The organism is Geomonas sp. RF6 (assembly GCF_021044625.1).
In the GTDB taxonomy this organism is placed as follows: Bacteria; Desulfobacterota; Desulfuromonadia; order Geobacterales; family Geobacteraceae; genus RF6.
The window spans coordinates 3135468-3160107 of sequence record NZ_CP087999.1; the positions used below are offsets into that span (position 1 = coordinate 3135468).

The window sequence follows — 24640 nt, forward strand, 5'->3', positions numbered from 1 at the left end:
GCGTGCGGGGACGGAAAGAACCGAGGCTTCATAATGTTCTTCATCAAGCTCATCCTGAGAAACCTCTTTCGACACAAGCTGCGGTCGGTGCTTACGGTCGTCGGTGTTGCAGTCGCCGTCCTCGCCTTCGGCCTTTTGCGCACTCTGGTGGGGCTCTGGTACTCGGGGGCGGATCGCGCCTCAGCCACCCGCCTCGTCACCAGAAACTCCATCTCCCTCATATTCCCCCTTCCCATCTCCTACCTGGAACGGATCCGCAGCGTCCCCGGGGTGACTCAAGTTACCTACGGCTCCTGGTTTGGCGGGGTGTACATCGACGAGAAAAACTTCTTTCCCAACTACGCGGTGGAGCCAAAGAGCTACCTCGACCTCTACCCGGAATTCATACTCTCTCCCGAAGAAAAGACCGCCTTTTACCAGGATCGGAAAGGGTGCGTGGTCGGCGCGAAGCTCGCGAAGACCTATCACTGGAAGGTCGGCGACCTCATCACCTTGCGCGGTACGATCTATCCTGGGCAGTGGGAGTTCATGCTGCGCGGCATCTACCGCGGTGCGCAGCGGGGGACCGAGGAGCGGATCCTCCTCTTTCACTACGACTATCTCAACGAAAGCGTGAGGAGGACGGTGCCACGGCGGGCCGACCAGGTCGGGTTCTATGTGATAGGGGTGAAGGATGTCGACCACGTGCCGGAGGTGTCGCTGAAGGTTGACGAGATGTTCAAGAACTCCCTTGCGGAAACCCTCACGGAGACGGAGCGGGCCTTTCAGCTCGGGTTCGTGGCGATGACCGAAGCGATCATGATCGCCATCCAGATCGTGTCGTACATGGTGATAGCCATCATCATGGTCGTCGCCGCAAATACCATGGCGATGACCGCGCGGGAGCGGGTAGGGGAGTACGCCACCTTGAAGACGCTCGGCTTCAACGGGCTCCACATCGGCATCATCATCTTCGGAGAATCTGTCGTCATCTCCTTCCTCGGCGGGATCCTCGGCGTCATCCTGAGCTTCCCCGCCGCCCATTGGATCGAGGTGAAGCTCGCGCAATATTTCCCCTATTTTTCCCTCTCCCCCGAGACCCTGCTGCTGGAGGTGCTGGCGGCCGTCTCCGTCGGCATCGTCTCCGGTATCTTTCCCACCTGGAGGGGCACGACCATCCGCATCGCGGACGGGTTGAAGCGGATCGGATAGAGAATAGATCGAGCGTGCTCTTCTGCGTGAGCGTCCCGGAATCCCTGAATCTCCTTTGACATTTCCCCCTCCTTCGTCTAATCTCCCACTTTTTTTGGTCATCAGACTTGGGACTCTCTGTGCATGGTCCCTTCCCCCCGTGCGGGGGAGGGACAGGGTGGGGGGGAAGGTGCCACCGGTCGCGCATATGGCAGCTTCACCCACCTGTCCCCCTCCGTCAAGGGAGGGGGGAACGTTAGGCAGATGCCCCTGTAATAGAGGATGATCAAGTTTCGTCTGTGCTGCAGGAGGGAGATGTGAGATTCATCCGGGTGCCTCGGGATATCATCGTTTGGCTGCTGCTCGTCGTTTCGCTCGTCCTTTACGGGGTGGATTACCTCCTTTACGGCCGACTGCAGGAGATCGCCTTCGGCTTCATGGCAAACCTTGCCTTTCTCCCCGTGTATGTCCTCTTTGTGACCCTGATGATCGAGCGGGTTCTCAAGGAGCGGGAGCGCGAAGCTATCATGAAGAAGCTCAACATGGTCATCGGTGTCTTCTTCAGCGAGGTGGGAAATCATCTGCTGCACGACTTCCTTGCTTTTACCTGTGACGGAAGAAAGCTCTCGGAGCGACTGAGCTTTACGCCGCAATGGGAGGATGAAGATTTTGCCGCCGCTCTTGCCTTTGTGAAGGGGCACGACTTCTGTCTCGACTCGACGCTGGGGGACCGGGAGGCGCTGAAGGCCTTTCTGGTGGAAAAGAGGGGGGTAATGCTCTCCCTCATGGAGAACCCGAATCTCCTGGAGCACGAAGCATTTACCGATCTACTCTGGGCGGTCTTCCACCTCATCGAGGAACTTCAGGCCCGTACCAAGCTCGACCGGTTGCCCGAATCGGACCTCGATCACCTATCCGGCGACATGAAGCGCGCCCACGCCCTGCTCCTGATCCAGTGGCTCAACTATCTCAGGCACCTCAGGCAGGACTACCCCTACCTTTTCTCTCTCGCGGTGCGCATGAATCCGATGAATCCGGAGGCGAGCGCGGAGGTGGTGTACCGATAGACCCTTTGCACCCACGTTGCGCCGCTCACACGCCGCGGATTTGGTATACCGAAAAAAGGTTGCATTTTTGACGGCGTTGCATTATGTTCGGAAGCTTCTCTGAGCCTTCACTACCCCCGCCCTAAAGGTGATCATACGCTTGACTGAAAAGCAGACGCTGAAAACCCTCCGCCAGGAGATCGATTCGGTCGACGATCGTATCCTGGAGCTGTTGAACCAGCGGGCCAATCTGGTCATGCAGGTCGGCGCGATCAAGACCAAAAATCAGAGCGATTTTCACGTACCGAGCAGGGAGAGGGAGATCTACGAGCGCCTTGCGGCTGCCAATCCGGGCCCTTTCCCGTCCGAGGCTGTCCGCGGCGTCTTCCGCGAGATAATCTCCGCCTGTCTTGCCCTCGAATCGACCCTCAAGGTGGCGTTCCTCGGGCCGAAGGCGACCTTCAGCCACCTCGCCGCGATGCAGCATTTCGGGCTCTCCGCGGAGATCGTCCCCGAGCGCTCCATTCCCGCGGTGTTCGAGGCAGTGGAGAAGGGTGCCGCCTACTACGGCGTGGTGCCGGTGGAGAACTCCACCGAGGGGATGATTTCCCATACTCTGGACATGTTCATGGACAGCGACCTCAAGATCAACGCAGAGGTCCTCCTGGAGGTGTCCCATTTTCTGTTGTCCCGCACCGGCCGCATCGAGGACATAAAGAAGGTCTACTCCCATCCGCAGCCGCTGGCGCAGTGCCGCAACTGGCTTGCCGAGCACCTGCCCAATGTGCCGCTCGTCGATGTCGCCTCCACGACCCTCGCAGCGCAGATCGTGGGGGAAGACTACACTGCGGCGGCGATCGCCAGCGAGTACGCGGCCAACCTGTACGATCTGAAGGTCGTGCGCGCCCGCATCGAGGACCAGGTGAACAACTTCACCCGCTTCCTGGTGATCGGGAAGAAGATCACGGACCCGACCGGTGACGACAAGACTTCGCTGATGTTTTCCGTGCGCGACGAGCCGGGGATCCTGCACCGCATGCTGGAGCCGTTCGCCAAGCGCGACATCAACCTTTCCAAGATCGAGTCGCGCCCCCTGAAGCGCAAGGCGTGGGAGTACATCTTCTACCTCGACCTTTCCGGACACATTCAGGATCCCACGGTGGCGGAGGCGGTGCACGAACTCGGCGCCTGCTGCCAGTTTGTGAAGGTCCTCGGCTCGTACCCGCGGGCCCGCTAGATGTCGATGCCGCTGGTCAAGCGTCTCACCGTCATCGGCGTCGGCCTCATCGGAGGGTCTCTCGCACGCGCGCTGCGCGAGCAGGGGGCCGTCGGCGAGGTCGTCGGAGTCGGCAGGGGAGAGGCGAACCTGAAGCGCGGCGTCGAGCTCGGCGTTCTGGACCGCTACTGCACCGATCCGGTCGAGGGGGTTCAGGGCGCTGACATGGTTTTTCTGTCAACGCCGGTCTGCTCCATCCCGGGACTCGTTGAGCGGATCGCTCCGCATCTCGCCAAGGGGTGCATCGTCACCGACGGCGGGAGCGTGAAGGGGACGATCGTCTCCGCCTGCGAGCCGCTCATGCCGGAAGGGACCTTCTTTATCGGGGGGCACCCGATCGCCGGTACCGAGCACTCCGGAGTCGAGGCGTCCTTTGCGACGCTGTACCAGGGGAAGCGCTGCATCATAACGCCGACAGAGCGCTCCGATGCGGACGCCCTGGCGAAAGTCGTCGCGGTATGGGAAGCGGCTGGATCAAGCGTCACGGTCATGGATCCGGTGCGTCACGACCGGGTGGTGGCGGCTATCTCCCACCTGCCGCACATGGTGGCGTACTCGCTGGTGAACGCGGTGGAAGGGTATGAAAAGACGGCGGGGGATCTGCTGTGCTTCTCCGCCGGCGGCTTCAGGGATTTCACCCGCATCGCCAGCTCCGATCCCGCCATGTGGCGCGACATCGCCCTCACCAACCGGGATGCGGTGCTGGAGATGATGGATTTCTTTGCCACCACCCTGGCAGAGCTGAGAAAATTGGTGGATGCAGGAGACGGCGCGGGGCTGGAGAAGTTCTTCCTGAACTCGAAGCTCGCAAGAGACGCGATCCTGTAGAGCTAAAAAACAAGCAGCACCATTCGCAGGGAGCATTATGCAGAGCTACACGGTAAAGGGCGTGCGCGGCGTGCGCGGAGAGATCACGGTTCCGGGCGACAAGTCCATCTCCCATCGCTCCATCATGCTCGGCTCCCTCGCCAACGGCATCACCCGGGTCAGCGGCTTCCTGCGCGGCGAGGACGCACTGGCGACGCTCCAGGCTTTCCGCGACATGGGTATCGAGATCACCGACGACGGCGAGACCGTCACCATCGCCGGCAAAGGTCTGCACGGCCTCTCCGAGCCGACCGACGTCCTCGACTGCGGCAACTCCGGGACCTCCATGCGCCTCCTGGCGGGGCTTCTGGCGGGGCAGTCCTTCTTCTCGGTACTGTCCGGCGACAAGTACCTGCGCAACCGCCCGATGAAGAGGGTGGTGGAGCCGATCTCCCGCATGGGGGGGCGCATCCTTGGACGCGCCGGAAACACGAAGGCGCCGCTGGCGATCCAGGGCTCGCCCCTCAAGGGGATCAGCTATGATTCCCCGGTTTCCAGCGCTCAGGTGAAGTCCGCCATCATGCTCGCCGCGCTCTACGCCGACGGCGAGACGACGATCACCGAGCCGCACCTGTCGCGTGACCACTCCGAGCGGATGTTCCGCCACTTCGGCGCCTCCGTGGAATCGTTCCCCGGCGGTGTCCGCCTCTCCGGCGGGGCGGAGCTGCAGGGACGCGACATCGTGGTGCCGGGGGACATTTCGTCTGCTGCCTTCTTCATGGTGGCGGCACTCATCGTCCCGGGCTCCGAGCTTTTGATCAAGAACGTCGGCATCAACCCCACCCGCACCGGGATCCTCGACATCCTCTGCGCCATGGGGGGAGACATAGAGCTCCTGAACCAGTCGGAGGACTCCGGCGAGCCGGTGGCGGACATCCTGGTCCGCTCCTCCCAGCTCAAGGGGATCGACATCTCCGGCGAGGTCGTGCCGCGAGCGATCGACGAGTTCCCTGCGATCTGCGTCGCAGCGGCCCACGCCTCCGGGACCACCCGGGTGAGCGGCGCTGAAGAGCTCCGGGTAAAGGAAACAGATCGTATCGCGGCCATGACCGCCAATCTGAGAAAAGCGGGTGTCGAGGTCGTGGACACCCCCGACGGGATGGAAATTGTCGGCAGGGAGAGACTGGAGCCCTGCGCCGCCGAGAGCTTCGGCGACCACCGCATAGCCATGTCCATGCTGGTCGCTGGCATCGCCACCGAGGGCGAGACGACCGTTTCCGACGTCGAGTGCATCGCCACCTCATTCCCCGGTTTCCTCGATCTTTTGAAAGGGGTATCCGTCTCTTGAGCAGCAAAGTAAGGGAAAAAGGGGTAATCGTCGCCATCGACGGTCCCTCCGGAGCAGGGAAGAGCACCATAACGAAACTCCTGGCCCAGCGCCTCGGCTACATCCACCTCGACACCGGCGCCATGTTCCGCGCCGTGGCCCTCATGGCCAGCCAAAGGGGGATCGCGGTCGACGACGACGCGGCCCTCGCGGCACTGTGCAGCACCCTGGAAATCTCCTTCCTCAGGGAGGGGGTGGGGGCGCGGGTGCTGGTAAATGGTGAGGATGTCTCCAGCGCCATCAGGACGGAGGAGATAAGCCTCCTCACCTCCGCGATCTCCGCCAGAAAGCCTGTGCGCGCCGCCCTTTTGGCGATGCAGCGCCAGATGGCCCGGGAAGGGGGGGTGATCCTGGAAGGGCGCGACATCGGCACCGTCGTTTTCCCGGACGCCGAGGTCAAATTTTTCCTCACCGCTTCCGCAGAGGAGCGGGGGAAGCGTCGCTTCCTCGAGCTCGCAGCCCGCGGCGAAGAGGTGACGCTGGAAGATACCATCGCCAAGGTCATCAGCCGCGACAGCCAGGACGAGGCGCGCGAGTGCGCACCGCTCAGGCAGGCGGATGATGCACTTGCCGTCGACTCCACGAGGCTCTCCATCGACGAGGTCCTGAATCTCATGGAGGAGACGGTGCGCGAGCGGATCGCCGGGGAAAAGAGGTAGCTATGGAAGTCATTCTGGCAAAACAGGCGGGTTTCTGCTTCGGCGTGAAGCGGGCGACGCAGATGGCCTTCGAGGCCGCGGATCGCGGCGGCGAGACGTACACCCTCGGCCCGATCATCCATTCCCCCCAGGTCGTGCAGCGACTGAAGGAGAAGGGTGTGGAACTCCTGGAGAGCCTGGAGGGGGTCGATTCCGGCACCATCATCATCCGCTCCCACGGTGTCACCGCCTCCGAGCTGAACGAGGCGGCTGCCCGCGAGCTGGAGATCGTCGACGCCACCTGCCCCTTTGTCAAGAAGGCGCAGGAGCATGTGGAAAGCCTCTCCGCGCAGGGGTACGACGTGGTCGTCGTCGGGGATGCCGACCACCCGGAGGTGCAGGGTATCGTCTCCTACGCCACCGGCCCGGTCTACGTCGTCGGCTCGGGGGACGAGGCGATGGCTCTGCCGCGCATGACGAAGATCGGCGTCGTCGCGCAGACGACCCAGTCCTTCGAGAACCTGAAGCAGGTGGTCGATGCCTGCCTCTGCAAAGGTGGCGAAATCAGGGTGTACCACACCATCTGCGACGCCACCGCCGTGCGGCAGGAAGAAGCAAAAGTACTGGCAGGGAAGGTGGATTGCATGGTGGTCATCGGCGGCTACAACAGCGCCAACACCAAACGCCTTGCCGAGGTGTGCGGGGAGTTGCAGCCGCGCACCTACCATATCGAAACGGCGAGCCAGCTCGACCCCGAATGGTTCACCGGGGTGGAGAAGGTGGGGGTCACTGCCGGCGCCTCCACACCAAAGTGGCTGATAGACGAGGTTCTCGATCGTATCGCCGAGCTGGATAGAGATAAAAAGCGTTGAATTTTTTAGAAGATGTGTTAGATTAACTCGGTTTTAATCGGGAGATTAACTTAGGGGGTACAGGCTTCGATGGCAGACGAAAAAAAGACGTACAAAAAGAAAGAAATGCCAATCAAAAGGTTCCACGATACGGACGAGGATCTGGATCAGGCAGAAGGTGGGGAATTTGCTGATCTTTTCCAGGACAGCCTGAGGCAGCCGCAGAGCGGCGAGGTGGTCAAAGGCGTTGTTGTTCAGATCGAGCAGGACGTCGTGCTGGTGGACGTCGGTTACAAGTCCGAAGGGTGCATCCGCATCGGCGAGTTCATCGACGAGAGCGGCGAGCTGACCGTCAAGGTCGGTGACGAAGTCAATGTGTACTTCGAGCGCGGTGAGAACATCCGCGGCCACATGGTCCTTTCCAAGAAGAAGGCCGATTCCCAGGTTGCCTGGGAGACGATCTGCGCAGCCGGCGAAGGCGGCGTGATCGAAGGGAAGATCACCGGCAAGGTGAAGGGCGGCATGACCGTCGACGTGGGGGTGGAGGCATTCCTCCCGGCATCCCAGGTTGACCTCCGTCCTGGCGGCAACATGGACCGTTTCATCGGTCAGGCGTACCAGTTCCGCATCCTGAAGCTGAACAGGAAGCGCGGCAACCTGGTACTCTCCCGCCGTGCGCTTCTCGAAGAAGAGCGTGACAAGGCCCGCACCGAGACTCTCGCGACCCTGAAGGAAGGGGAGACCGTCGAGGGCGTGGTGAAAAATATCGCTGAATACGGCGCCTTTGTTGATCTGGGCGGCGTCGACGGCCTGCTGCACGTAACCGACATGTCCTGGGGCCGTCTCGGCCACCCCTCCGAAATGGTGAAGGTGGGCGACACCCTGAAGGTCATGGTTCTCAAGTACGACCGCGAGAAAGGGAAGATCTCTCTCGGCCTGAAGCAGACCGTGCCCGATCCGTGGCTCAACGTCGCTGACCGCTACTTCGAGGGTATGAAGGTTCACGGCAGGGTCGTCAGCCTCACCGACTACGGCGCATTCGTCTCCCTCGAGGACGGCATCGAAGGTCTGGTGCACGTTTCCGAGATGAGCTGGACCAGGAGGGTGCGTCACCCGTCCGAAATCCTCCGCGCTGGTGAGGAAGTCGATGCAATCATCCTCGGTGTAGATCCGGGGAACCGCAGGATCTCCCTCGGCCTGAAGCAGACCGAAGTGAACCCCTGGACCGTGATCGGCGACCGTTACCCGGTCGGCACGAAGATCGAAGGGCAGATCAAGAACATCACCGACTTCGGCGTCTTCATCGGCATCGAAGACGGCATCGACGGCCTGGTCCACGTCTCCGACATCTCCTGGACCCGTCGCGTGAAGCACCCGGGCGAGCTCTTCTCCAAGGGGCAGACCGTGCAGGCAGTCGTTCTGAACATCGACGTCGAGAACGAGAGGCTCTCCCTCGGCATCAAGCAGCTCACTCCGGATCCGTGGGACGAGATCCCCAGGAAGTACCGTCCGGGCTCCCGCGTGAAGGGGAAAGTGACCTCCGTGACCGACTTCGGCGTCTTCCTCGAGATCGAAGAAGGGATCGAGGGTCTGGTACACGTCTCCGAGCTCAGCCAGGAGAAGGTGGCATCTCCGAAGGACTTCGCCAACGTCGGCGACGAGCTGGAGGCAGTCGTTCTCAACGTGGACACCTCCGAGAAGAAGATCGCCCTCTCCATCAAGGCACTGCAGGGCGCCATCGACAAGGCTGAATTCGCCTCCTACATGGAAAGCCAGGGCGAAGCGACCTCCAGCCTCGGCGATCTTCTGAAAGAGAAGCTCAAGAAGAGCACCGAAGAGCAGTAAGAACGCATTCATTCGCAACTAGGTGTAATTTAATAGCTTTGAGGTGAATACTATGACTAAGAGCGAACTGATTGACAAACTCGTGGAAACCCGCGGGGTGCTTACCCGCAAGGACTCCGAGGCGGTAGTATCTCTGGTGTTTGATGCCATGAGCGAAGCGCTCACCAGTGGTGACAAGGTGGAAATTCGCGGGTTCGGCAGCTTCACCATCAGGGAGCGCGAGCCGCGTGAGGCGCGGAATCCGAAGAGCGGGGAGATTGTAAGCATTCCCAGCAAGAAGACTCCGTTCTTCAAGACCGGGAAAGATCTGCGCGAGCGGGTCAACAGCCTGTAGGACCGGCCTGCCAGCCACGCCCGGATGGCGGAATTGGTAGACGCAAGGGACTTAAAATCCCTCGCTCGCAAGGGCGTGCCGGTTCGACCCCGGCTCCGGGCACCACGTAAAGGCTGAAAAGTAGAATGAAACGACAAGAGGCCATGTCTGACGACATGGCCTCTTCTTTTTATGGCTGCGGCTGTGGCGGATTTTGATGCAGGGGGGGCCTTGGGCCCGCCCGCTTCCGGTATCCCCCCGCTTACGGCAGGTCCTGCCCCAACAGGAAACGGTATATAAGAACCGTTGCGGCGACGATAGGTACTGTGATGAGGCCGGCGATATTGGCAGAAGTTCCCCACCCCCCCTTGTCGACCCGATGCTTCCGCCCAAGTGACAGGTACAGCACTATCCCTACCACCGGAAGGAAAACAGTCAGCAGCAGCCATGAGGCCTTGTTGGAGCCTGAAAACTCATTGCGAGAGATATCTACCAGTGTGAAAAACCAGGCGAAGAGGGTGAAAACGAGGAGGGAAAAGGTCAATACAGGGAAGGGCACTGGGACATCCTCCTTTCTGGAGGTTAAAGGCTGCTATCTTTTAACACACCCCTTCGTTGGAATCTACTAAAAATGAAAGGGCCGCATCTGATGGTGCGACTCTTTTTTTATCTCCATGCCGGCAGGGCTGAAAACAGAGACTGTTACAGACCCTGCAACGCTTCCTCTTTAGCCGCTGCCGTTTTTCTTCCCCTTCTTCTTTTCGGAGCCCTTTGCTCCCTTCGAGGCTTTACCTTCTTTTTTCCCTTCGTCACCTGAGGCTGTCGCGGCTAATACTCCTTTTCGGTGCAGGGGCTTCTCTTCTTCGTCGTTCCCTGCGAGTTCTAGGTAAGGTGTGTCGATAAGGGCGATAGCCTGTGCGGAATACCAGCAATCGAAAAGGTCGTTTCGCTCCGGTATCGAAATGATCGGGATGTTCAGGTTGCGACCGAGGGCCCATATGTTCCCGAGATGGGCGCTGTCGGCGTGGTAGCTTTCCGACGAGCCGTCGCGGTAGTAGATGAAGGTCTTCAGCAGCACTTCCTCGATCCTCTTTTCATCGAGGTTTTCTTCCTTCAGCAGCGCTTCCACCAGTTTCCGGACCTTCGGGGAGTACGACACTTCCCCTGCACCCGCTTTCTCCCAGTACCATTCCCTGATCGCTTCATAGGAGGCGGGGGACATGTAGCGTGCGACATCTTCAAAATCGGGGGGCGCACCGGCGTCGTCATCGTTGAGCATGATCTTTTTCACCCGCAGGGGATTTACAAAAAGGACGCGGTTGTTCAGGGTGCGGATGGCGATGAAGCCTTTTTCGAGGTTTTGCAGATCTTCGGCGATGGCGTCCGACGCCGTGGTGGTTATCGGATACCACTTCGTGTGTTGCTGCCCGTGGAGCAGGATGCCGACATGTCCCCAGAATCCGTCGTAATCTTCGTTCTCAGGGTAGTCGAGGTGCGTGGTCACCGCCAGTTCGTCTCTTTCCAGCAGATCCGACGTCCCGGTCTCGAAGAAAACCGCGAGGTCGTACAGCTCCTCTGCCGTGAGCGCCCCTTCGCCCGCTTCCGCGCTCGCGATCGTAGCTGCAGGGACGCCTGTTGCGCTCGATAGCTCCTCGTGCCCGAGTCCGCGGTTTTCCCTCAGTTTCTGCAGGTTGGTCGTCTTGTTCATCCAGGACCTCCTCGGGGGGTAATTTACCTGCGGAATAGTATCTCACACTCCAATTGTGAATCCAGCGCGCCGGTGTGCAGGTGGCAAAAGAAAAGGGGTGCTGCCGCCTGCCGCACCCCTTCCTTCCTAAAACGCGGCAACGGTGGCGTAGCCGCTTCAGCTCTCCTCGCCGAGGTCATCCCCCGGTGCGATAGTTACCCCTTTCCGCACCACGTACATCGCCAGCTGCTGCGGCATGAAGGTCCCGCAGTATTTAAAAAGAGCCTTCAGCGAGGGATAGATGAGGAGCGCCTTGCGGTAGAACCTTCGCGCCTCCTGTTGCCTGTCGGCCATCATGTACATGTTTCCCACCGCCCGCCACTTGGTGCACAGTGCCTTTGCGACGGCCACTTTCTCGAGGAGGGTGAGCCCGGGCCGGCCCAGCAGGTCGGTGTAGACCCGTCCGAACGTCTTTCTGCTCGATATCGCGTTCCTGTAATATTGCGCCGAAAGGTGCCCTATTTTCTCCTGGCGGCGGTAGACGTTCACCAGGACGGACCTGTTGAAGGCGAACGGACCCTTCAGCGCCAGGCGCGACACGACGTCGATGTCCTCGGCGATGCTGAGGCCGGTATTGAAGAGCCCCGCCTGCAGCAGCGCCTCGCGACGCATGATGATCGGTTGCAGGAACCAGTGACTACAGTCGATGATGGTTTTGAACGGCTTCTCCACCAGCAGGTGATCGGTCCCGTGAGGGAACTTCCGCAGCATCCCGATCTCGTCGAAGTGCACGATGCTGCGCGGCTGATCGAGGAATATGTAGAGGCTGTTTGTTATATGCCCGACCGCCTCCGGATACCGTCCCACGCTTTCCATTTGAGCTGCAAGATAGTTGCTCATCCACTCGTCATCGGAGTCGAGATAGGCAATCCAGTCCCCCTGCGCCGCTGCGATCCCCGTGTTTCTCGCAGCGCTTACGCCGGCATTCTCCTGGTAGATGTATCTGATCCTGTCCCCATACCTGCTCAAGGCGGCACGGGTGCCGTCAATCGAGCCGTCGTCCACCACTATTATTTCGTAATCCGAGAAAGTCTGCTCCAGAATGCTGTCTATGGCCTTTGTGACGTAAAACTCCCTGTTGAATGTCGGTATGATAACACTCACTGTGGGCATGGTAGGCCTCCCGCAGGGGCTACCCTCCCTAGCCACCTAATAATGAAACAGGACCGGCTTCAGCACCAGTCCCGGGGCCAACTCCTCGCTTGCCTTGGTGAGCAGCACCTTTGATGGATAACAGCGGACAAGGAGGGCGACCACGCTACAGACACAAAGAGCGGCGCACCTGGTGAGGAAAAGGGAAATGAGGCACACTGCTCCGACGTAGAGGGCGGCGCGGCGAACGGTTGGGATGGTGCTTGAAGATCCATCCGCCATGAAGAGTTGCACGTTCAGCTTGTAAGACATCAGCTCCTCGAAAAGTAGAGGGTTTACCGTCTCTAATAATGGTATCGGAGGTAGGGGGAAGGTCAATTCGTTGACATCTGCCGTGAGGTGGCTCTGCTGCGCGAAGGCGCATAAATTCTGGCAGGGCATGGTGGGATGGGAGTAGGAACAGATGGGGTGGGGCGACCCGGTGGGCTCAAAAGTGTAAGAGAGATCGACGCAAAAAGAGGGCTGTGCCGCAGACACAGCCCCTCCTGGTGGACGATCTGTCACCGCGGAACAATCTGCACCGGGCGGCCGTACTGGTCCATGTGGATCCCGGGGCCGAAGGCGTCGCGCTTGACGATATAGGAATTGGTATAGCTCCCACCTCCCTGTGCCTTACCCGCGGGCGCGAGAACGACGGGGCGGTTGTACTGGTCCAGCCCTATTCCGGGGGCGTACGCGTTTTCTTTGATAGTAAGTGTGGGATCGGGTTGAGCCCCTTTGTCCGGGAGCCTTCCGACGGCGTCATGCGGCCCTGCCGCGATGGTGCTGGAAGCCATGAGCGTCATGGCCAGAAGGAAAACAATCCTTTTCATGATGCCTCCTGCGGTCTTTCCGCGTGCTCGCGAATCTGCATGATTTTTGGGTGGGGGTTACTATTGACCTTATCAGGTGGGCGCCAGGAATCAATGCTCCCTCTCCGGCGGCGATGGCACGCCGGGAGGTGCCGTCCCGGCGGCGGGGGCGGTTCTGTGGCGGCGATGCCGCCATCGCAGGGCAAGATGCCTGCGCTCCAGCGCGGGGGCGGCCGGCGACGCCGGTATCCCGCTTCTCCTGCTATTCCCTGTTTACACTCTCTTCCCGCGTGTGCTATTCCTCATACCCGGCCCATCTCCGCCTGAGCCCAGGTCGCGTCTATCCCAACCGAAGGAAGTGTGAAATGAAACGAGTCTCTCTCGGCAATACCGGCCTCAGCATCTTTCCTCTTATCTACGGCACCCTCCCGCTCGGCTCGTTGCAGGCGGACCTCTCTCCGCAGGAAGGGGGGCGGCTCATACGCTACGCCCTGGAAAAGGGTGTCAACTGCATCGACACCGCCACCATGTACGGGACGTACTCCCACATCCGCGAGGCGCTGCGCGGCTGGGGCGGGGAGGTGGTGATCGCCACCAAGACACACACGGCGGATCCGGCAGCAGCCCGCGAGCACGTCGAGCTGGCGCTGAAAGAATTGGGGCGCGAGCGGCTGGAGATCGTTCACATCCACGGCGCACGTGTCGCCGATCCCTTCACCGAGAGAGCTGCGGTGCTGGAGGAGCTTCTCAAGATGAAGGAGGAAGGAAAGATCGGCCACGTCGGCCTCTCCTCCCACTATGTCGAAGCGTTCCGCAAGGCAGCAGCTCATCCGGAAATTGAAGTGGTTCATCCGCTCATCAACAAGATCGGGCTGGGGATCATAGACGGCACGGCGGCGGAGATGGCGGAGGCGATAGCCGGATGCGCCGGAGCGGGGCAGGGGGTGTACGCCATGAAAGCTTTCGCCGGCGGCAATCTCATATCGGAGGCCCGCGAGAGCCTCGCCTACGTCGCCGCGCTGGAAGGTGTCCACGGCATTGCGATCGGCATGCTCTCGCAAAAAGAGATCGACGCCAACGTCTCCTATTTTCAGCACGGAGTACTCGATGAAGCTGTCTGGGACGAGTTGGAAAAGCGGCGGCGCAGGCTGAAGATCATGGAGCAGTTTTGCAAAGGGTGCGGCAAATGCCTCGATATCTGCGGCAGCAAGGCGCTGTCGCTGGTCAATGGAAAGGCCGTCGTCGACGAGAGCGCCTGCGTCCTTTGCGGGTACTGCGGTTCCGGGTGCCCCGAATTCTTCATACGGGTTATCTGACAAGTGCCGGCCGCCGGTCACCTCACAATCATCCCCCAACGAAAAAGCCGCCTCCTATGGAGACGGCTTTTTTTGCATGTCTGGGCGCCCCCCCCTTTGGAAGCTCATCCGGGGATACCGGGGAGCCTGCGTCAGGAAGGTCCCCCCTCCCTTGACGGGAGGGGGAGAGGGGGTGGGTGAAGCTACCTACATGCTGAGCTTGTGGCACCTTCCCCCCCACCCTGTCCCTCCCCCGCAAGGGGGGAGGGGACGTTCACAATGAGGGTCCCCCGAATTTCGGCGGAGAGGCGCGAACGAGTCTTCACGCCTAGTAATGCTCGAACCGCTCATCCGTCTCATCAAGGTTCAGTGCCGCTCCCGAGACGGCGCTGCGATCGCCGGATGTGCGGACGGTGACGCGGGTCTGGCATTTCTTCCGCGTCTGCGGCTTTGCTCCTCTTTTCATCTCCTTCTCCTGGGCGGAGCGATTTCCCACCGTCAGGAGGGCAACCGCCTGTTGCAGCTGCTCGGCCTGCCCGGAAAGCTCCTCCGCGGTGCCGGACATCTCCTCGGCCGCGGAAGCGTTCTGCTGGATGACCTGGTCGAGCATCTGGATCGCTTTGTTGATCTGCCCTGCGCCGGCGTCCTGCTCTCTGGATGCTGCAGTGATCTCCTGCACGAGCTGAGCGGTCCTCTGGATGTTCGGCAGCATCGCGACCAGCATGCTTCCGGCTCTGTCCGCTATTTCCACGCTGGCGAGAGAAAGATCCGAGATCTCTGCCGCGGCTTTCTGCGAGCGCTCTGCCAGTTTTCGCACCTCGCTTGCCACGACCGCGAACCCCTTGCCGTGGTCGCCGGCACGCGCGGCCTCGATCGCTGCGTTAAGCGCCAGGAGGTTCGTCTGCCTCGCGATCTCCTCGATGATGGAGATCTTTCCGGCGATCTCCTTCATCGCCGAGACGGTCTTTGCTACCGCCTCGCCGCTTTCCTTTGCATCCGCTGCGGACTTGATGGCGATCTTTTCAGTCTCCAAAGCGTTGTCCGCGTTCTGCCGGATGTTGGCGGACATCTCCTCCATGGAGGATGATGCTTCTTCTGCGGCTGAAGCCTGCTCCGTTGCCCCTTGAGAGAGTTCTTCGGCGCTGGAAGACATCTGCTGGCTCCCGGAGGCGACGTTGTCAGAGGCGCTGACGACCTCGGCGACCACCGTCCGGATGGAACGGATGATAAAGAGAGCCACCGCCACTATGGCGGCAATGGCGAGAAGAGTCGAGGTGAGGGCAAAGATGACGGCGGTTTTCTTCATAGCCACAGCGTCACTGGTCCCCTTGTCCGCAAGCTCCTTGTTGTACAGCATGTGGGCATCGAGGAGGGTGGTGAGCTTTTTGTAGATCGCGTTGTTGCTGGTGAACAAGTCGCGCGCTTCGTTGTTCTTGTTGCCGCGAGAGAGCGCCAGCACTTTGTCTACCAGCCCGTTGAATTCCGATATCGCGGCTCGGTCCTCCGTGAACATCTGCTTGTCCTTGTCGCCGGACAGAAGCGCCTCGTACTCCTTCAAAGCCTTGCTGAGGCTGGCGCGATCCTCCTCGATCAATTTCTCGACCTCCGCCATCTTAGCGTCGTCGGTGTTCAGGATGTGCATGTAGGTGTGATTCTGCAGATCTCTCGCATTGGTGGCTGCGCCGTCGAGGACGAGGATGCTCGGGACGCTGTTCACGTTTCCATAGTTCGTCGCATCGAAGACTCGCTCCAGCTGGTAGAAGTTGAACACTTCCAGCCCCACTATGCAGACGACCGTGATGAACAGCAACATGAACAAACGCTTTGATATGGACATGACTCTCTCCTGAGACGTGATCGAATGTGGCCGCCGCCAGCCGTACCATCCTGATTTGTGTATACAGGTCGACTGGTTCCTATAAAACTTTAGGGGTTTGAGCACTTATTTGGGGTACCTGTCGAAATGGAGGAAAGGTCTGTGAGGAAATTGCAATTTTAATTCTGTCGTGCTAGGCTCCACGCGCACCTTCATTCCAGACCGTGAGGAGACTGTACATGAAGAGGGAATTCCCCGAACCTGCTTTCATCCGGAGCAATGGCATCTCGATGGCGGTGTACGAGGAGGGGGCAGGGTTCCCGGTCATACTCTGTCACGGCTTTCCGGAGCTCGCCTTTTCCTGGCGGCATCAGCTTCCCGCTCTCGCGCAGGCGGGGTTCCGCGCCATTGCACCGGACCAGCGGGGGTACGGTCTCACGGAGAAGCCGGATGCTGTCTGCGAATATAACATCGGGAAGCTGACCGACGACCTCGTGGGGCTACTCGATGCCCTCGAGCTGGAAAAGGCGGTGTTTTGCGGACACGACTGGGGCGGACATGTGGTATGGGAGATGCCGCTACTCCACCCGGACCGGGTCGCCGGCGTCATCGGCGTAAACACGCCGCACCGCTATTTCCGGAGGATGGGGAGCGATCCTGTTGCATGGATAGTGCAGCATTTCAGCGACCGGAACTACCGCCTCGCCTTTCTTCAGGAGGGGGTGGAGGACGGCCTGACGCCGGAGCTTTTGCCCCGATTCTTCGACGGGCTCTTCCGCGGGCGTCCCATCACCATGGAGCAGTACCTCGCGGCACCCCCGAAGGTGCGCAACCTGGAATTCGAATTCATCATGGAGGCGGCTCTGGCCGAGGAGCCTGCGGGACGGCAGCTCCTCACCCAGGAGGAGCTGCAGGTCTATGTGGACGCCTTCAGCTCCGGGGGGCTGACCGGCCCGATAAACTGGTACCGCAACCTGGTCACCAATAGCGAGATCCTCGCCGGCACTCCAGAGCACATTGCCGTTCCGTGCCTCATGCTATCCTCCGGGGATGATATCTTTCTCCCACCTAGTTCCGCCGACGGAACGGAGCGCTATATAGCGGACCTCGAGATGCATGTGATACGGGAGTGCGGACATTGGACGCAGGCGGAGAAGCCTTCGGAGCTGAACGCTATCATCCTCGACTGGCTAAAAAGAAGGTTTGCGTGACCGCCGTCAAACTTTGGAGTGACCAACAAAAAAGGTGCCTGTAGGGGTAGGCACCTTTTCAATCTCTGTGGTTGGTCAATTCGGGTTTTTTGTAAAGTAGGTACCAGCTATTTCAGTTCAACCCTTGAATTGTCTGTACACGGTGGTGAGCCAGCGCTCGTCGCAGTGCCGGATCGTCCTGTTCACTGGTCGCCGTTTCTCCTCAATCTTCTTTACTTCGTCTCCTTTGTCAAAAGCATCCGCTGAAGCCCGCCCGTACACCTTTGCTAACCATCCAAGTGGGTCATTTCTCTTGGCGTCCATAAAGCCTCCTTCCCCTACGGTTGTCATATCAGAAGCATTCAAGTTGGGCTTCGGTACGGAGTGCCTCCGCCCGGAAACGAGTCACTCGACAGGTGATGCTGTGGAAGATGAGCTGGCGACGCAGATCATTCTAACATAGCTTACGGCGCTGTGGCCTCCGGTAGCTGTATACAGTATTCAGCCTCAGGCGAGGCTGCCCTCGTCGCAGGACGTCCATCGACTTTAATGATCAGCTTGTGGTGCTGCGGCAAAAGGTGAATGATTCTGAAGTTTTACGCCTGCTCGGCACACTCCATTTCCAGTGCTTTTTACATGGGCGGATGCTAGACTAAATCATTGGAGAAGTTATCGAAAATCGGTGCGCCGACAGGAGTGGCAGCTATGGCGACTATAAAAAGGGTTATTTTCACAGCAGTAGCGATGATGGGGCTTGCAGGGATATCGTACGGGACCGGAACGACCAGTGGTAGCGGTAACGGGGGCAGTGCCGGGACACTGATGGCGGCAGCAGGAGCCGGCGGAGCGGGCGCAGGTGCAGGCGGTGGCGCTGGCGGTGGCGCTGCTGGTGGAACGACGGGCGCAACGACGGGCGCAACGAGTGGTGGCTCCACGGGCGGTACGACTTTCAGTGGCACTTTCAGCGGGACCGCCACCGGCGGCGCGGTAGGCGGCGGCACAACGAACGGCACTACGCTCGGGACCGGCACGACTCCAGGCAGCGGTACAACTGGGATCGGCACGAGCGGCAGTGGTATTGGCGGGACCCTTGGCACCAGCGGCACCACGATGGGAACCGGTGCCGGTACGGGTGGCACAACCGGCACAGGGGCGACAGGTACCTTTGGCACCGGTACCCCCGGCACCATCGGAACCGGAACACCCGGCACCATCGGCACCGGAACGCCTGGCACCATCGGAACCGGGACACCCGGCACTATCGGAACCGGGACGCCTGGAACTATAGGAACCGCGACGCCCGGCACCGTAGGCACAGGCACAGGTACAGTCGGAACCGGTGCAGCGACCGGGGGGACTACCGGCACTGGCGCGACTGGAACCACGCCGACAGGCACCGGTACTACATTCGGCACGGGTGCAGGGACCGGCGGCGGCACTGGCACAACAACCTTCGGCACAGGTACCGGCACCACAACCGGCACTGGCACTGGAACCGGAACCGGTGGTACATTCTTCGGCACCGGCACAGGTACCTTCGGCACAGGTACGGGAACGACCGGCACGTTCGGCACCGGAACAACTACCGGTACGGGAACAACAACCGGTACGGGAACAACAACCGGTACCGGGACCGGCGGAGGTGTAGGTACCATCGGTGTGGGGACCGGAGGGTCGACAGGAACTACCGGTACCAGCACGACAGGTACTCCCGGCACTACGGGAGTTGGCGGTGGAACAGGGACCAGCGGCACTACCGGATTCTAAAGCCGCGAAGATTAGGACAGGGAGGGACAGGGGGGGAAGCTGCCACCAGGCCAATGGCACTTTCATCCCCCCGACCTCCAGTCGTTATGGGGAACCGCGCTGGTCGATGTGGCAGAGGAGACAAAGCTCGTCTCCATTCCGGACAAGGTGTGGAGGCGGCTTTGTGAGATCGTGGCACGAGAGGCAAGTCATCTTGCCGTTTTCCAGGACGCATCCCGCACTTTCTATGCTGCTTGCAGGCGCGTAGTCTCTCTCCTTTCCCGGCGGCGGGTAAGGATGCATTATCGAATGCGTCCCCTGGTACAGGCACTCCTTCCCCGTACAGACAGAGACCGCCGTGCCGAGCACGCCGGCATGACAACCGAGACACTCCTGCATCGTCATAATTCGTGATGCCTCGTGCAGGTGCCAGCTGTTGTTCCCGCAGAAAGCAAGGAAGATACCGGGGAGGATAGCCAGCAAAAGGAGCGCAACGTTTCTTTTTCTGCGCAATGGCGACGGCACCTTACGGCCTCGCGCAAGAGCGTGCATTGAGACTCAGCCAGGCAGCTACCTGCCTTTCAAGAATGTACATTCTCATCCTGTAGTCCTCTGGCCAATCCCGGCACGCCTTCAGCTTTATGTCCGAAAGGACACGGGCGGGGACTTCTGCATGGTCGTAGGTGATAAAGCGGATGACGGCGAGGTGCTGCTCCTTGAAGGTGAACAGCTGCATCTCATAGTCGTCGGGCCAGCTCCTGGTTGCGAAGTCACAAATGGGTGCGACGAAGTCATTATCATGCATCCTTGCCTTCAGATCCTGGAACTCGTGATAGGCCGCTGTCTGCCTTTCCACCGTGAACCTTTGCATCTCGTAGTCTTCCTGCCACTCACGACGTGCTTTTTCAAGTATTGTGCTGCGGACATGCTTCGGAACGGAGCTCATAGCATCCTCCGGCGGACCAAGCCTTCGCAGATCCTGGGGAATCGTCGGTAAAAGGTGTCATGCCACGTATCGGCCCTGGTACGGCGTCTCAGCTACCTGCACCCTCATCCGGATCATGGCCTGGCTGTGCAGCTGGTGCACCGTCGATTCCGGGAGGTTCAGTGCGTCGCTGATTTGGTGAGATGTCAGCTTCTCGTAATGGCGCAGCGTCACCACAAGGCCCTCCTTTTCCGGCAGGTCGGAAATCGCCTTCGCGAGGGTCTCTATCAGAAAGGTGTCCAGCAGGAAGCTGTCAAAATTCTCTCCCCCCTGCATCTCGAATCCTCCTGCTTGCGGGTCCGCGCTGCCCCCCGGAGCGCCGACGGAAGTGAGCAAAGGCACCGGGTACACTTCCTCCAGCACGAACAGGTATTCTTCCAGTTCGAGTCCCAGATTCCTCGCGACTTCCTCCATCGCCGGGTGCCGCCCCGTTAGCCGCTCCAGGCGCGAAAGCGCCCTCTCCAGGATCGCCATTGTCTCCGGTACGGTCGTTTGTTGCGAGCGCAACTGCGCCACCTTCTGCGGTGAAGGAGGCAGCAGGTCTTGCCCCTGGGGCCGTGCAACGCCGACCGGACCGTCGGCTCGACCGGTAAAAGGGAGAGGTGAGTCGACCTCTCCAGGTACAGGGACAGGAGCATATCTCTTCATCGTCTCCTCCTCGACGCCATTGGTATCACCGATGCGGCGCTCTCCAGCGGTTTTGGCATCTGGCTCTCTCCTGCTACTTCAAGTGCTGTGTCAGCATCAGCCCGAGGGCGTAATTGGAATCGAAAGGTGAAACCATGAGGAGGACGTCCAGGAATATCGTGTTGAGAATCGCCTCCCGCTCCACGCTGGCGATGCACCCCTTATTGCTGCACCGGAATACGGGAATGGACGCGCTCATGTGGGTCTCGTACTGAAAGAAGTTGAGGTGCGTCCACCTCTTTGTCGAAGAAAAGAACACGTCCCTCAGGTCCTTCCCGCAGAAAGGGCAGGTTTCGCCGTTGCCGATGCTGTAGTGAAAGCCGACGTCGATGCGCCTGTTCGCCTTGCTGATCGCCATCGTGGTGAGCTGCCATGGGGGGCGCACCGATAAGGCGAATTCAAAGACTGCGTGTGACTCTTTCGGTATCAGCTTCATGATCCCCTCCGCAACAGAGAGCTTGTAGCGGTTACTTCCTTTCAGGAGTCTGCTCGCCTTCATCCACATGGCATGAGAAGCAGAGCGCGCTGTTTCTCTTTGAGGAAATAAGGAGATAGTTTTTCCCTTCGGACTCATCCCTGCTCCCCTTGTTGTGAACTTCATGGCAGGTGGTGCAGGTGATGATCATAGCTCCCCCTTTGCTCGGACTGGTCCACAAGCGATCAGCAATGGTGACGTCTGTCCCGGCGAAAAATGAATCTTTATCCCGAAGCATGCACGGGACCGCCGCACCCGCGTCGGCGGCAGCCTTGGGGCCACACGCACCGCTTTTCACTTCATTGCGGTAGGGAAGGCCGGTGCGGTGGTGCTGCAGAGGGTAGCTCGCCACGATGCCGTCGTGGCAGGTAGAGCACAGGCGTCCCGGGTCCCCTGAATCCCCTGCCGCATCCGGACCGCTCCCTGTCCTGGCGGTCCGGACTGTACCGGCGAGGCTGTGTCCGTTGTGGCAGTAAAGGCACGGGCTCGGTCCACTGCTCGTGTAGCGGGTCATGTCGTGGACCGAGCCGCTCAAGCCGGTTCCCGGAGCCAGGGCGGCAACGGATAAGGATGATGAAGCGACAATGGCGAAGGCGAAGACTGCGGTTGTAACCTTCATGAGTCCCTCCTTTTAGTGCCGATCGTCCCGTTTTCCTGTGGCTGTTTGGAGTGAATCTGCCGCGGTGTCAGTAAAATTGACGCGTGTTAATGATTACAACTTAGCAGGTGTCGGCGTGGTGAAAATATTCCCTGGGGTAGTTTGTTGCTATACCTTTCGTTGGATGGGGCGATACGGCGGAAACATCGAAAATGCGGGCGGATAGCCGAGAGCGCTGCATCGGGCGTCGCTGGGTGAGGAAAAAAATTGGGGGGAATGGTGTTAAAAAAATTATCGGGTGTTGAAAAAAGTAACGAAGTATCTATAAAGATAGATACAGCAACCACAATGGATACATTCTCATGTAGATGGTAGGCCCTACGCGTCGATGCCGTGACTCCACGGCGGCAGGCACTGGGGTCCTGGCGTGTTGCGAGGGGGGGGCCATGACGACAGGCGCACGAATACGCTATTTCTTGCAGGCACAGCGGGATGATTTCGTTGCCACCGGGCGCACCGTCATCTCCGTCCTCTTCATTCTGTCCTTTTTGTTTCGCCTCTCGGGACTCTCGGCGCTCGTGCTGGGAGGATTCGTCATCTACACCCTTGCATTGCAGGGAATCGGGCATTGCAGGTATTTCCTTCCGGAGCGGCTGAACGCAGCTGCACGCCTTGTGGATCTCTTCTTCTTCGGACCTGCCCTGTTGCTGGCGGAGGGGATGACCACCACTTCCTCCGTTTTCTTCATCTTTCTTCTTATGTGCTGGTCGCTGGCAGTGCCGCTCCTCCGATTCTCTGCCCCATTCGCCACCATGGCCGTAGTCCTTGCCCTTTCCCTCAACGGCATCGAGCTTCTGGACGACCTGCCGCGCTTGCTTATGCAGTGTGCCAGCGTAGCCGCTATCACTGCTTTGCTCGCCCACCGCCAGTATCAGGAGAACTCCTTGTTGAAGGTCCTCTCCCTCCTCGCCGAGTGGCCCGCCGCACGCACGGAAAGTCTTGAGAAGCTTTGCTGCGGGACACTGCCGCATGCCGCGACGGTCCTGGATGCCCCCCGACTCCTTCTTCTCGTGGAGGATGATCAGGAGCCGTGGATGCACTCGGTGTTGTGGTCGCAAAAGGGGTGCGAGTACAGCTGTGGAGAGTACTCCGATCTGGCCACCCTCATCCCGGTCTCAACGAGCATGAATACCTTCTACTGCAGCGATGCCGGGCAGCGCAACCCCGCGTTGCTGCAGCACGGCCGCGACGGATTCAGTGACGGACGAGGCGCCCCGGTCGCGGCGGAGCTGCGGGAGAGGTACTCCATCTGCGCCGTACTCGGCTCGCGGGTGGAGGGGAAAAGGGCTCATGGTTTCCTGCTGGCACTGGACAGCAAGAAGCCCTCTCCGCACGGACTCGTTGTCTGTGACGTCGTCGCCGCAAGGGTGGCGGCCTTGCTCGATGCCTTCTTTCTGGAGAAAGAGCTGCAGGAGGATGCCGTTTTGCATGAGCGTGCCGCGATGGCCCGTGACCTGCACGACGGCCTCTTGCAGTCCCTTGCGGGGGTAGTGCTGGATCTGGAGCGGGCGCATCGGCTCATGGAGGGCGATCCGGACGCCGCGAGACTGCTGATCCTGCAGGTCCAGCACCAGGCCGCGGCGGAGCAGAAGGACCTGAGATCGCAGGTTACCCGTTTCAGGGGGTGGCAGAGACCGCATGTCGAGTTCCATCTCCTCCCCCGTTTGCACGAACTTGGCGAGCGTATCACACGTCAGTGGAACGTTCCCGTAGTCATCGAGGCGCCCCCGGTGATACCGCAGTGTGCCGCCTCCCTGGACCGGGAGATTTACCTCCTGATCCACGAGGCGCTCCTCAATGCGGTGCGGCATGCGAGCGCCACGGCGCTGCACCTGCATCTCGACTTCAGCAGGGACCGGGCCCGTATCACGGTCTCGGACGATGGGTGCGGATTTCCATTCGCAGGATCTTTGGACGAGGCGGCACTTTTGGAGATGAAGCAGGGACCGGTCTCCTTGCGGGAGCGGGCGACCGCCCTCGGTGGCGGTATCACCGTCCATTCCTCCCCGGAAGGGGCTGTGGTCGAGATTGCCATTCCGTTGCCCGAAGGTGAGGCTTGTAACGACGCGTCTGTGGCGGGAGTTCCTTCCGTGGACAGCCATGAACAGGAGGAAACCAATGTCTATTACTATCGTGCTGGCAGATGATCATCCCCTCCTGCTAAACGGCCTCTCCAATCTTTTCAGGATGGAGGAGGATTTAGAGGTAGTGGCCTGCTGCAGTAACGGCGTGGAGGCCATGGATGCCATTCGCGAGCATCGCCCGGACGTGGCGGTTCTCGACATCCGGATGCCAAAGCTGAACGGGCTCGACGCCGCGCGCCAGATCCTGGAGGAGAAGCTTTGTCCCCGCGTCGTCCTCCTTACCGCCGCGCTGGAAGAGGAGCAGACCCTGGAGGCCCTGCGCATAGGGGTACACGGCCTCCTCCTGAAGGAAATGACGCCGCATCTTGTGGTGCAATGCATACGGAAGGTCTATGCCGGAGAGCAGTGGGTGGAGCATGCCTCGGTAATGCAGGCGCTGGGGAGGATGCTGCAGCGTGAAAATGCCCCTCCGGAGGCGTGCGCGAACCTTACGCCCCGGGAGCTGGACATCGTGCGTCTGGTCTCCCGTGGGCTGCGCAACAAGGAGATCGCCGAAAAGTTCTGTCTCAGTGAAGGGACGGTGAAGGTCCACCTGCACAACATCTACGAAAAGGTAAAGGTGAACGGGCGCGTCGCTCTATTACGTCACGCGCAGGAGAGAGGTCTCGTGTAGGCGGTGCC

General features: G+C 60.1%; 25 protein-coding genes and 1 tRNA gene. 15 read left to right on the plus strand and 11 right to left on the minus strand.

Annotated features, from left to right (window positions below):
* Positions 1–33: 33 nt before the first annotated feature.
* The 10 genes from LPW11_RS13515 to LPW11_RS13560 all read left to right on the plus strand — a co-directional run bounded on the left by LPW11_RS13515 (position 34) and on the right by LPW11_RS13560 (position 9459).
* Positions 34–1191: an ABC transporter permease gene (locus LPW11_RS13515; RefSeq protein WP_230994400.1), complete on the plus strand. Its 1158-nt coding sequence runs from the start codon at positions 34–36 to the stop codon at positions 1189–1191.
* A gap of 296 nt (positions 1192–1487) precedes the next feature.
* The gene (locus LPW11_RS13520; RefSeq protein ID WP_230994401.1) at positions 1488–2237 is read left to right on the plus strand and encodes a hypothetical protein; all 750 of its coding nucleotides are present in this window, start codon (positions 1488–1490) and stop codon (positions 2235–2237) included.
* Positions 2238–2376: 139 nt separating this feature from the next.
* On the plus strand, positions 2377–3453 hold the full coding sequence (gene pheA / locus LPW11_RS13525) for a prephenate dehydratase (RefSeq protein WP_230994402.1): 1077 nt from the start codon (positions 2377–2379) through the stop codon (positions 3451–3453).
* Positions 3454–3459: 6 nt separating this feature from the next.
* A complete protein-coding gene (locus tag LPW11_RS13530) occupies positions 3460–4320 on the plus strand; it encodes a prephenate dehydrogenase (protein WP_230994403.1) in 861 nt (286 codons plus the stop codon).
* Between the two features lie 37 nt (positions 4321–4357).
* The gene (gene aroA, locus LPW11_RS13535) at positions 4358–5647 is read left to right on the plus strand and encodes a 3-phosphoshikimate 1-carboxyvinyltransferase (RefSeq protein WP_230994404.1); all 1290 of its coding nucleotides are present in this window, start codon (positions 4358–4360) and stop codon (positions 5645–5647) included.
* A complete protein-coding gene (gene cmk / locus LPW11_RS13540; protein WP_230994405.1) occupies positions 5644–6345 on the plus strand; it encodes a (d)CMP kinase in 702 nt (233 codons plus the stop codon). Before aroA ends, cmk begins: the two co-directional genes overlap by 4 nt.
* A 2-nt stretch (positions 6346–6347) precedes the next feature.
* On the plus strand, positions 6348–7196 hold the full coding sequence (gene ispH, locus LPW11_RS13545) for a 4-hydroxy-3-methylbut-2-enyl diphosphate reductase (RefSeq protein ID WP_230994406.1): 849 nt from the start codon (positions 6348–6350) through the stop codon (positions 7194–7196).
* Between the two features lie 69 nt (positions 7197–7265).
* Positions 7266–9020, plus strand: a complete 1755-nt coding sequence (locus LPW11_RS13550) for a 30S ribosomal protein S1 (protein WP_230994407.1) — start codon at positions 7266–7268, stop codon at positions 9018–9020.
* Positions 9021–9072: 52 nt separating this feature from the next.
* A complete protein-coding gene (locus LPW11_RS13555; RefSeq protein WP_230994408.1) occupies positions 9073–9354 on the plus strand; it encodes an integration host factor subunit beta in 282 nt (93 codons plus the stop codon).
* An 18-nt stretch (positions 9355–9372) separates the two neighbouring features.
* A tRNA-Leu gene (locus tag LPW11_RS13560) sits at positions 9373–9459 on the plus strand.
* Between the two features lie 136 nt (positions 9460–9595).
* On the opposite strand, the gene LPW11_RS13565 is transcribed toward LPW11_RS13560, so the two are convergent.
* From LPW11_RS13565 to LPW11_RS13585, 5 genes are all read right to left on the minus strand, one after another.
* Complete coding sequence (locus tag LPW11_RS13565; protein ID WP_230994409.1) at positions 9596–9892, minus strand: PLD nuclease N-terminal domain-containing protein; 297 nt, start codon at positions 9890–9892, stop codon at positions 9596–9598.
* 168 nt (positions 9893–10060) lie between these two features.
* Entirely contained in the window at positions 10061–11041 is a 981-nt protein-coding gene (locus LPW11_RS13570; RefSeq protein ID WP_230994410.1) for a helix-turn-helix domain-containing protein, read from the minus strand.
* A 156-nt stretch (positions 11042–11197) separates the two neighbouring features.
* Positions 11198–12193: a glycosyltransferase family 2 protein gene (locus LPW11_RS13575; RefSeq protein WP_230994411.1), complete on the minus strand. Its 996-nt coding sequence runs from the start codon at positions 12191–12193 to the stop codon at positions 11198–11200.
* Between the two features lie 36 nt (positions 12194–12229).
* A complete protein-coding gene (locus LPW11_RS13580; RefSeq protein WP_230994412.1) occupies positions 12230–12484 on the minus strand; it encodes a hypothetical protein in 255 nt (84 codons plus the stop codon).
* 248 nt (positions 12485–12732) lie between these two features.
* Complete coding sequence (locus tag LPW11_RS13585; RefSeq protein ID WP_230994413.1) at positions 12733–13044, minus strand: hypothetical protein; 312 nt, start codon at positions 13042–13044, stop codon at positions 12733–12735.
* Between the two features lie 344 nt (positions 13045–13388).
* Here LPW11_RS13585 and LPW11_RS13590 point away from each other — a divergent pair, with 344 nt between their 5' ends.
* Positions 13389–14339, plus strand: coding sequence for an aldo/keto reductase (locus LPW11_RS13590; RefSeq protein ID WP_230994414.1), 951 nt, complete (start codon positions 13389–13391; stop codon positions 14337–14339).
* A 307-nt stretch (positions 14340–14646) separates the two neighbouring features.
* Here LPW11_RS13590 and LPW11_RS13595 read toward each other — a convergent pair whose 3' ends face one another.
* A complete protein-coding gene (locus LPW11_RS13595) occupies positions 14647–16155 on the minus strand; it encodes a HAMP domain-containing methyl-accepting chemotaxis protein (protein ID WP_269145342.1) in 1509 nt (502 codons plus the stop codon).
* A gap of 218 nt (positions 16156–16373) precedes the next feature.
* On the opposite strand from LPW11_RS13595, the gene LPW11_RS13600 reads away from it, so the two are divergent.
* Entirely contained in the window at positions 16374–17345 is a 972-nt protein-coding gene (locus tag LPW11_RS13600) for an alpha/beta fold hydrolase (RefSeq protein ID WP_230994415.1), read from the plus strand.
* A gap of 117 nt (positions 17346–17462) precedes the next feature.
* Here the strand turns inward: LPW11_RS13600 and LPW11_RS13605 are convergent, their stop codons facing one another.
* Complete coding sequence (locus tag LPW11_RS13605) at positions 17463–17648, minus strand: hypothetical protein (RefSeq protein ID WP_230994416.1); 186 nt, start codon at positions 17646–17648, stop codon at positions 17463–17465.
* Between the two features lie 381 nt (positions 17649–18029).
* Between LPW11_RS13605 and LPW11_RS13610 the strand changes: the two genes are divergently transcribed.
* The gene (locus LPW11_RS13610) at positions 18030–19091 is read left to right on the plus strand and encodes a hypothetical protein (RefSeq protein WP_230994417.1); all 1062 of its coding nucleotides are present in this window, start codon (positions 18030–18032) and stop codon (positions 19089–19091) included.
* Between the two features lie 505 nt (positions 19092–19596).
* Here LPW11_RS13610 and LPW11_RS13615 read toward each other — a convergent pair.
* The 4 genes from LPW11_RS13615 to LPW11_RS13630 all read right to left on the minus strand — a co-directional run bounded on the left by LPW11_RS13615 (position 19597) and on the right by LPW11_RS13630 (position 21836).
* Entirely contained in the window at positions 19597–20016 is a 420-nt protein-coding gene (locus tag LPW11_RS13615; protein WP_230994418.1) for a hypothetical protein, read from the minus strand.
* A 57-nt stretch (positions 20017–20073) separates the two neighbouring features.
* Positions 20074–20703 (minus strand): sigma-70 family RNA polymerase sigma factor, encoded by a 630-nt coding sequence (locus LPW11_RS13620; protein WP_230994419.1) that lies wholly within the window; start codon positions 20701–20703, stop codon positions 20074–20076.
* Between the two features lie 73 nt (positions 20704–20776).
* Positions 20777–21178 carry a transposase family protein gene (locus tag LPW11_RS13625; RefSeq protein WP_230994420.1) on the minus strand — a complete coding sequence of 134 codons (402 nt, stop codon included), beginning with the start codon at positions 21176–21178 and terminating at the stop codon, positions 20777–20779.
* A gap of 31 nt (positions 21179–21209) precedes the next feature.
* Entirely contained in the window at positions 21210–21836 is a 627-nt protein-coding gene (locus tag LPW11_RS13630; RefSeq protein ID WP_230994421.1) for a cytochrome c3 family protein, read from the minus strand.
* A gap of 425 nt (positions 21837–22261) precedes the next feature.
* On the opposite strand from LPW11_RS13630, the gene LPW11_RS13635 reads away from it, so the two are divergent.
* Together LPW11_RS13635 and LPW11_RS13640 are read left to right on the plus strand one after the other, a co-directional pair.
* On the plus strand, positions 22262–24022 hold the full coding sequence (locus tag LPW11_RS13635) for a sensor histidine kinase (RefSeq protein ID WP_230994422.1): 1761 nt from the start codon (positions 22262–22264) through the stop codon (positions 24020–24022).
* Entirely contained in the window at positions 23994–24632 is a 639-nt protein-coding gene (locus LPW11_RS13640; RefSeq protein WP_230994423.1) for a response regulator, read from the plus strand. Before LPW11_RS13635 ends, LPW11_RS13640 begins: the two co-directional genes overlap by 29 nt.
* Positions 24633–24640: the final 8 nt, after the last annotated feature.

Excerpts from the sequence above, each read along its gene's own strand:
- LPW11_RS13605 (WP_230994416.1), bottom strand. The coding sequence starts at position 17,648 with ATGGACGCCAAGAGAAATGACCCACTTGGATGGTTAGCAAAGGTGTAC.
- ispH (WP_230994406.1), top strand. The coding sequence starts at position 6,348 with ATGGAAGTCATTCTGGCAAAACAGGCGGGTTTCTGCTTCGGCGTGAAG.
- LPW11_RS13640 (WP_230994423.1), top strand. The coding sequence starts at position 23,994 with ATGTCTATTACTATCGTGCTGGCAGATGATCATCCCCTCCTGCTAAAC.
- LPW11_RS13610 (WP_230994417.1), top strand. The coding sequence starts at position 18,030 with ATGGCGACTATAAAAAGGGTTATTTTCACAGCAGTAGCGATGATGGGG.
- LPW11_RS13585 (WP_230994413.1), bottom strand. The coding sequence starts at position 13,044 with ATGAAAAGGATTGTTTTCCTTCTGGCCATGACGCTCATGGCTTCCAGC.
- LPW11_RS13625 (WP_230994420.1), bottom strand. The coding sequence starts at position 21,178 with ATGAAGCTGATACCGAAAGAGTCACACGCAGTCTTTGAATTCGCCTTA.
- LPW11_RS13630 (WP_230994421.1), bottom strand. The coding sequence starts at position 21,836 with ATGAAGGTTACAACCGCAGTCTTCGCCTTCGCCATTGTCGCTTCATCA.
- LPW11_RS13555 (WP_230994408.1), top strand. The coding sequence starts at position 9,073 with ATGACTAAGAGCGAACTGATTGACAAACTCGTGGAAACCCGCGGGGTG.
- LPW11_RS13570 (WP_230994410.1), bottom strand. The coding sequence starts at position 11,041 with ATGAACAAGACGACCAACCTGCAGAAACTGAGGGAAAACCGCGGACTC.
- LPW11_RS13550 (WP_230994407.1), top strand. The coding sequence starts at position 7,266 with ATGGCAGACGAAAAAAAGACGTACAAAAAGAAAGAAATGCCAATCAAA.
- LPW11_RS13515 (WP_230994400.1), top strand. The coding sequence starts at position 34 with ATGTTCTTCATCAAGCTCATCCTGAGAAACCTCTTTCGACACAAGCTG.
- LPW11_RS13595 (WP_269145342.1), bottom strand. The coding sequence starts at position 16,155 with ATGTCCATATCAAAGCGTTTGTTCATGTTGCTGTTCATCACGGTCGTC.
- aroA (WP_230994404.1), top strand. The coding sequence starts at position 4,358 with ATGCAGAGCTACACGGTAAAGGGCGTGCGCGGCGTGCGCGGAGAGATC.
- LPW11_RS13615 (WP_230994418.1), bottom strand. The coding sequence starts at position 20,016 with ATGAGCTCCGTTCCGAAGCATGTCCGCAGCACAATACTTGAAAAAGCA.
- LPW11_RS13575 (WP_230994411.1), bottom strand. The coding sequence starts at position 12,193 with ATGCCCACAGTGAGTGTTATCATACCGACATTCAACAGGGAGTTTTAC.
- LPW11_RS13600 (WP_230994415.1), top strand. The coding sequence starts at position 16,374 with ATGAAGAGGGAATTCCCCGAACCTGCTTTCATCCGGAGCAATGGCATC.
- LPW11_RS13635 (WP_230994422.1), top strand. The coding sequence starts at position 22,262 with ATGACGACAGGCGCACGAATACGCTATTTCTTGCAGGCACAGCGGGAT.
- LPW11_RS13590 (WP_230994414.1), top strand. The coding sequence starts at position 13,389 with ATGAAACGAGTCTCTCTCGGCAATACCGGCCTCAGCATCTTTCCTCTT.
- LPW11_RS13620 (WP_230994419.1), bottom strand. The coding sequence starts at position 20,703 with ATGAAGAGATATGCTCCTGTCCCTGTACCTGGAGAGGTCGACTCACCT.
- LPW11_RS13580 (WP_230994412.1), bottom strand. The coding sequence starts at position 12,484 with ATGTCTTACAAGCTGAACGTGCAACTCTTCATGGCGGATGGATCTTCA.
- LPW11_RS13530 (WP_230994403.1), top strand. The coding sequence starts at position 3,460 with ATGCCGCTGGTCAAGCGTCTCACCGTCATCGGCGTCGGCCTCATCGGA.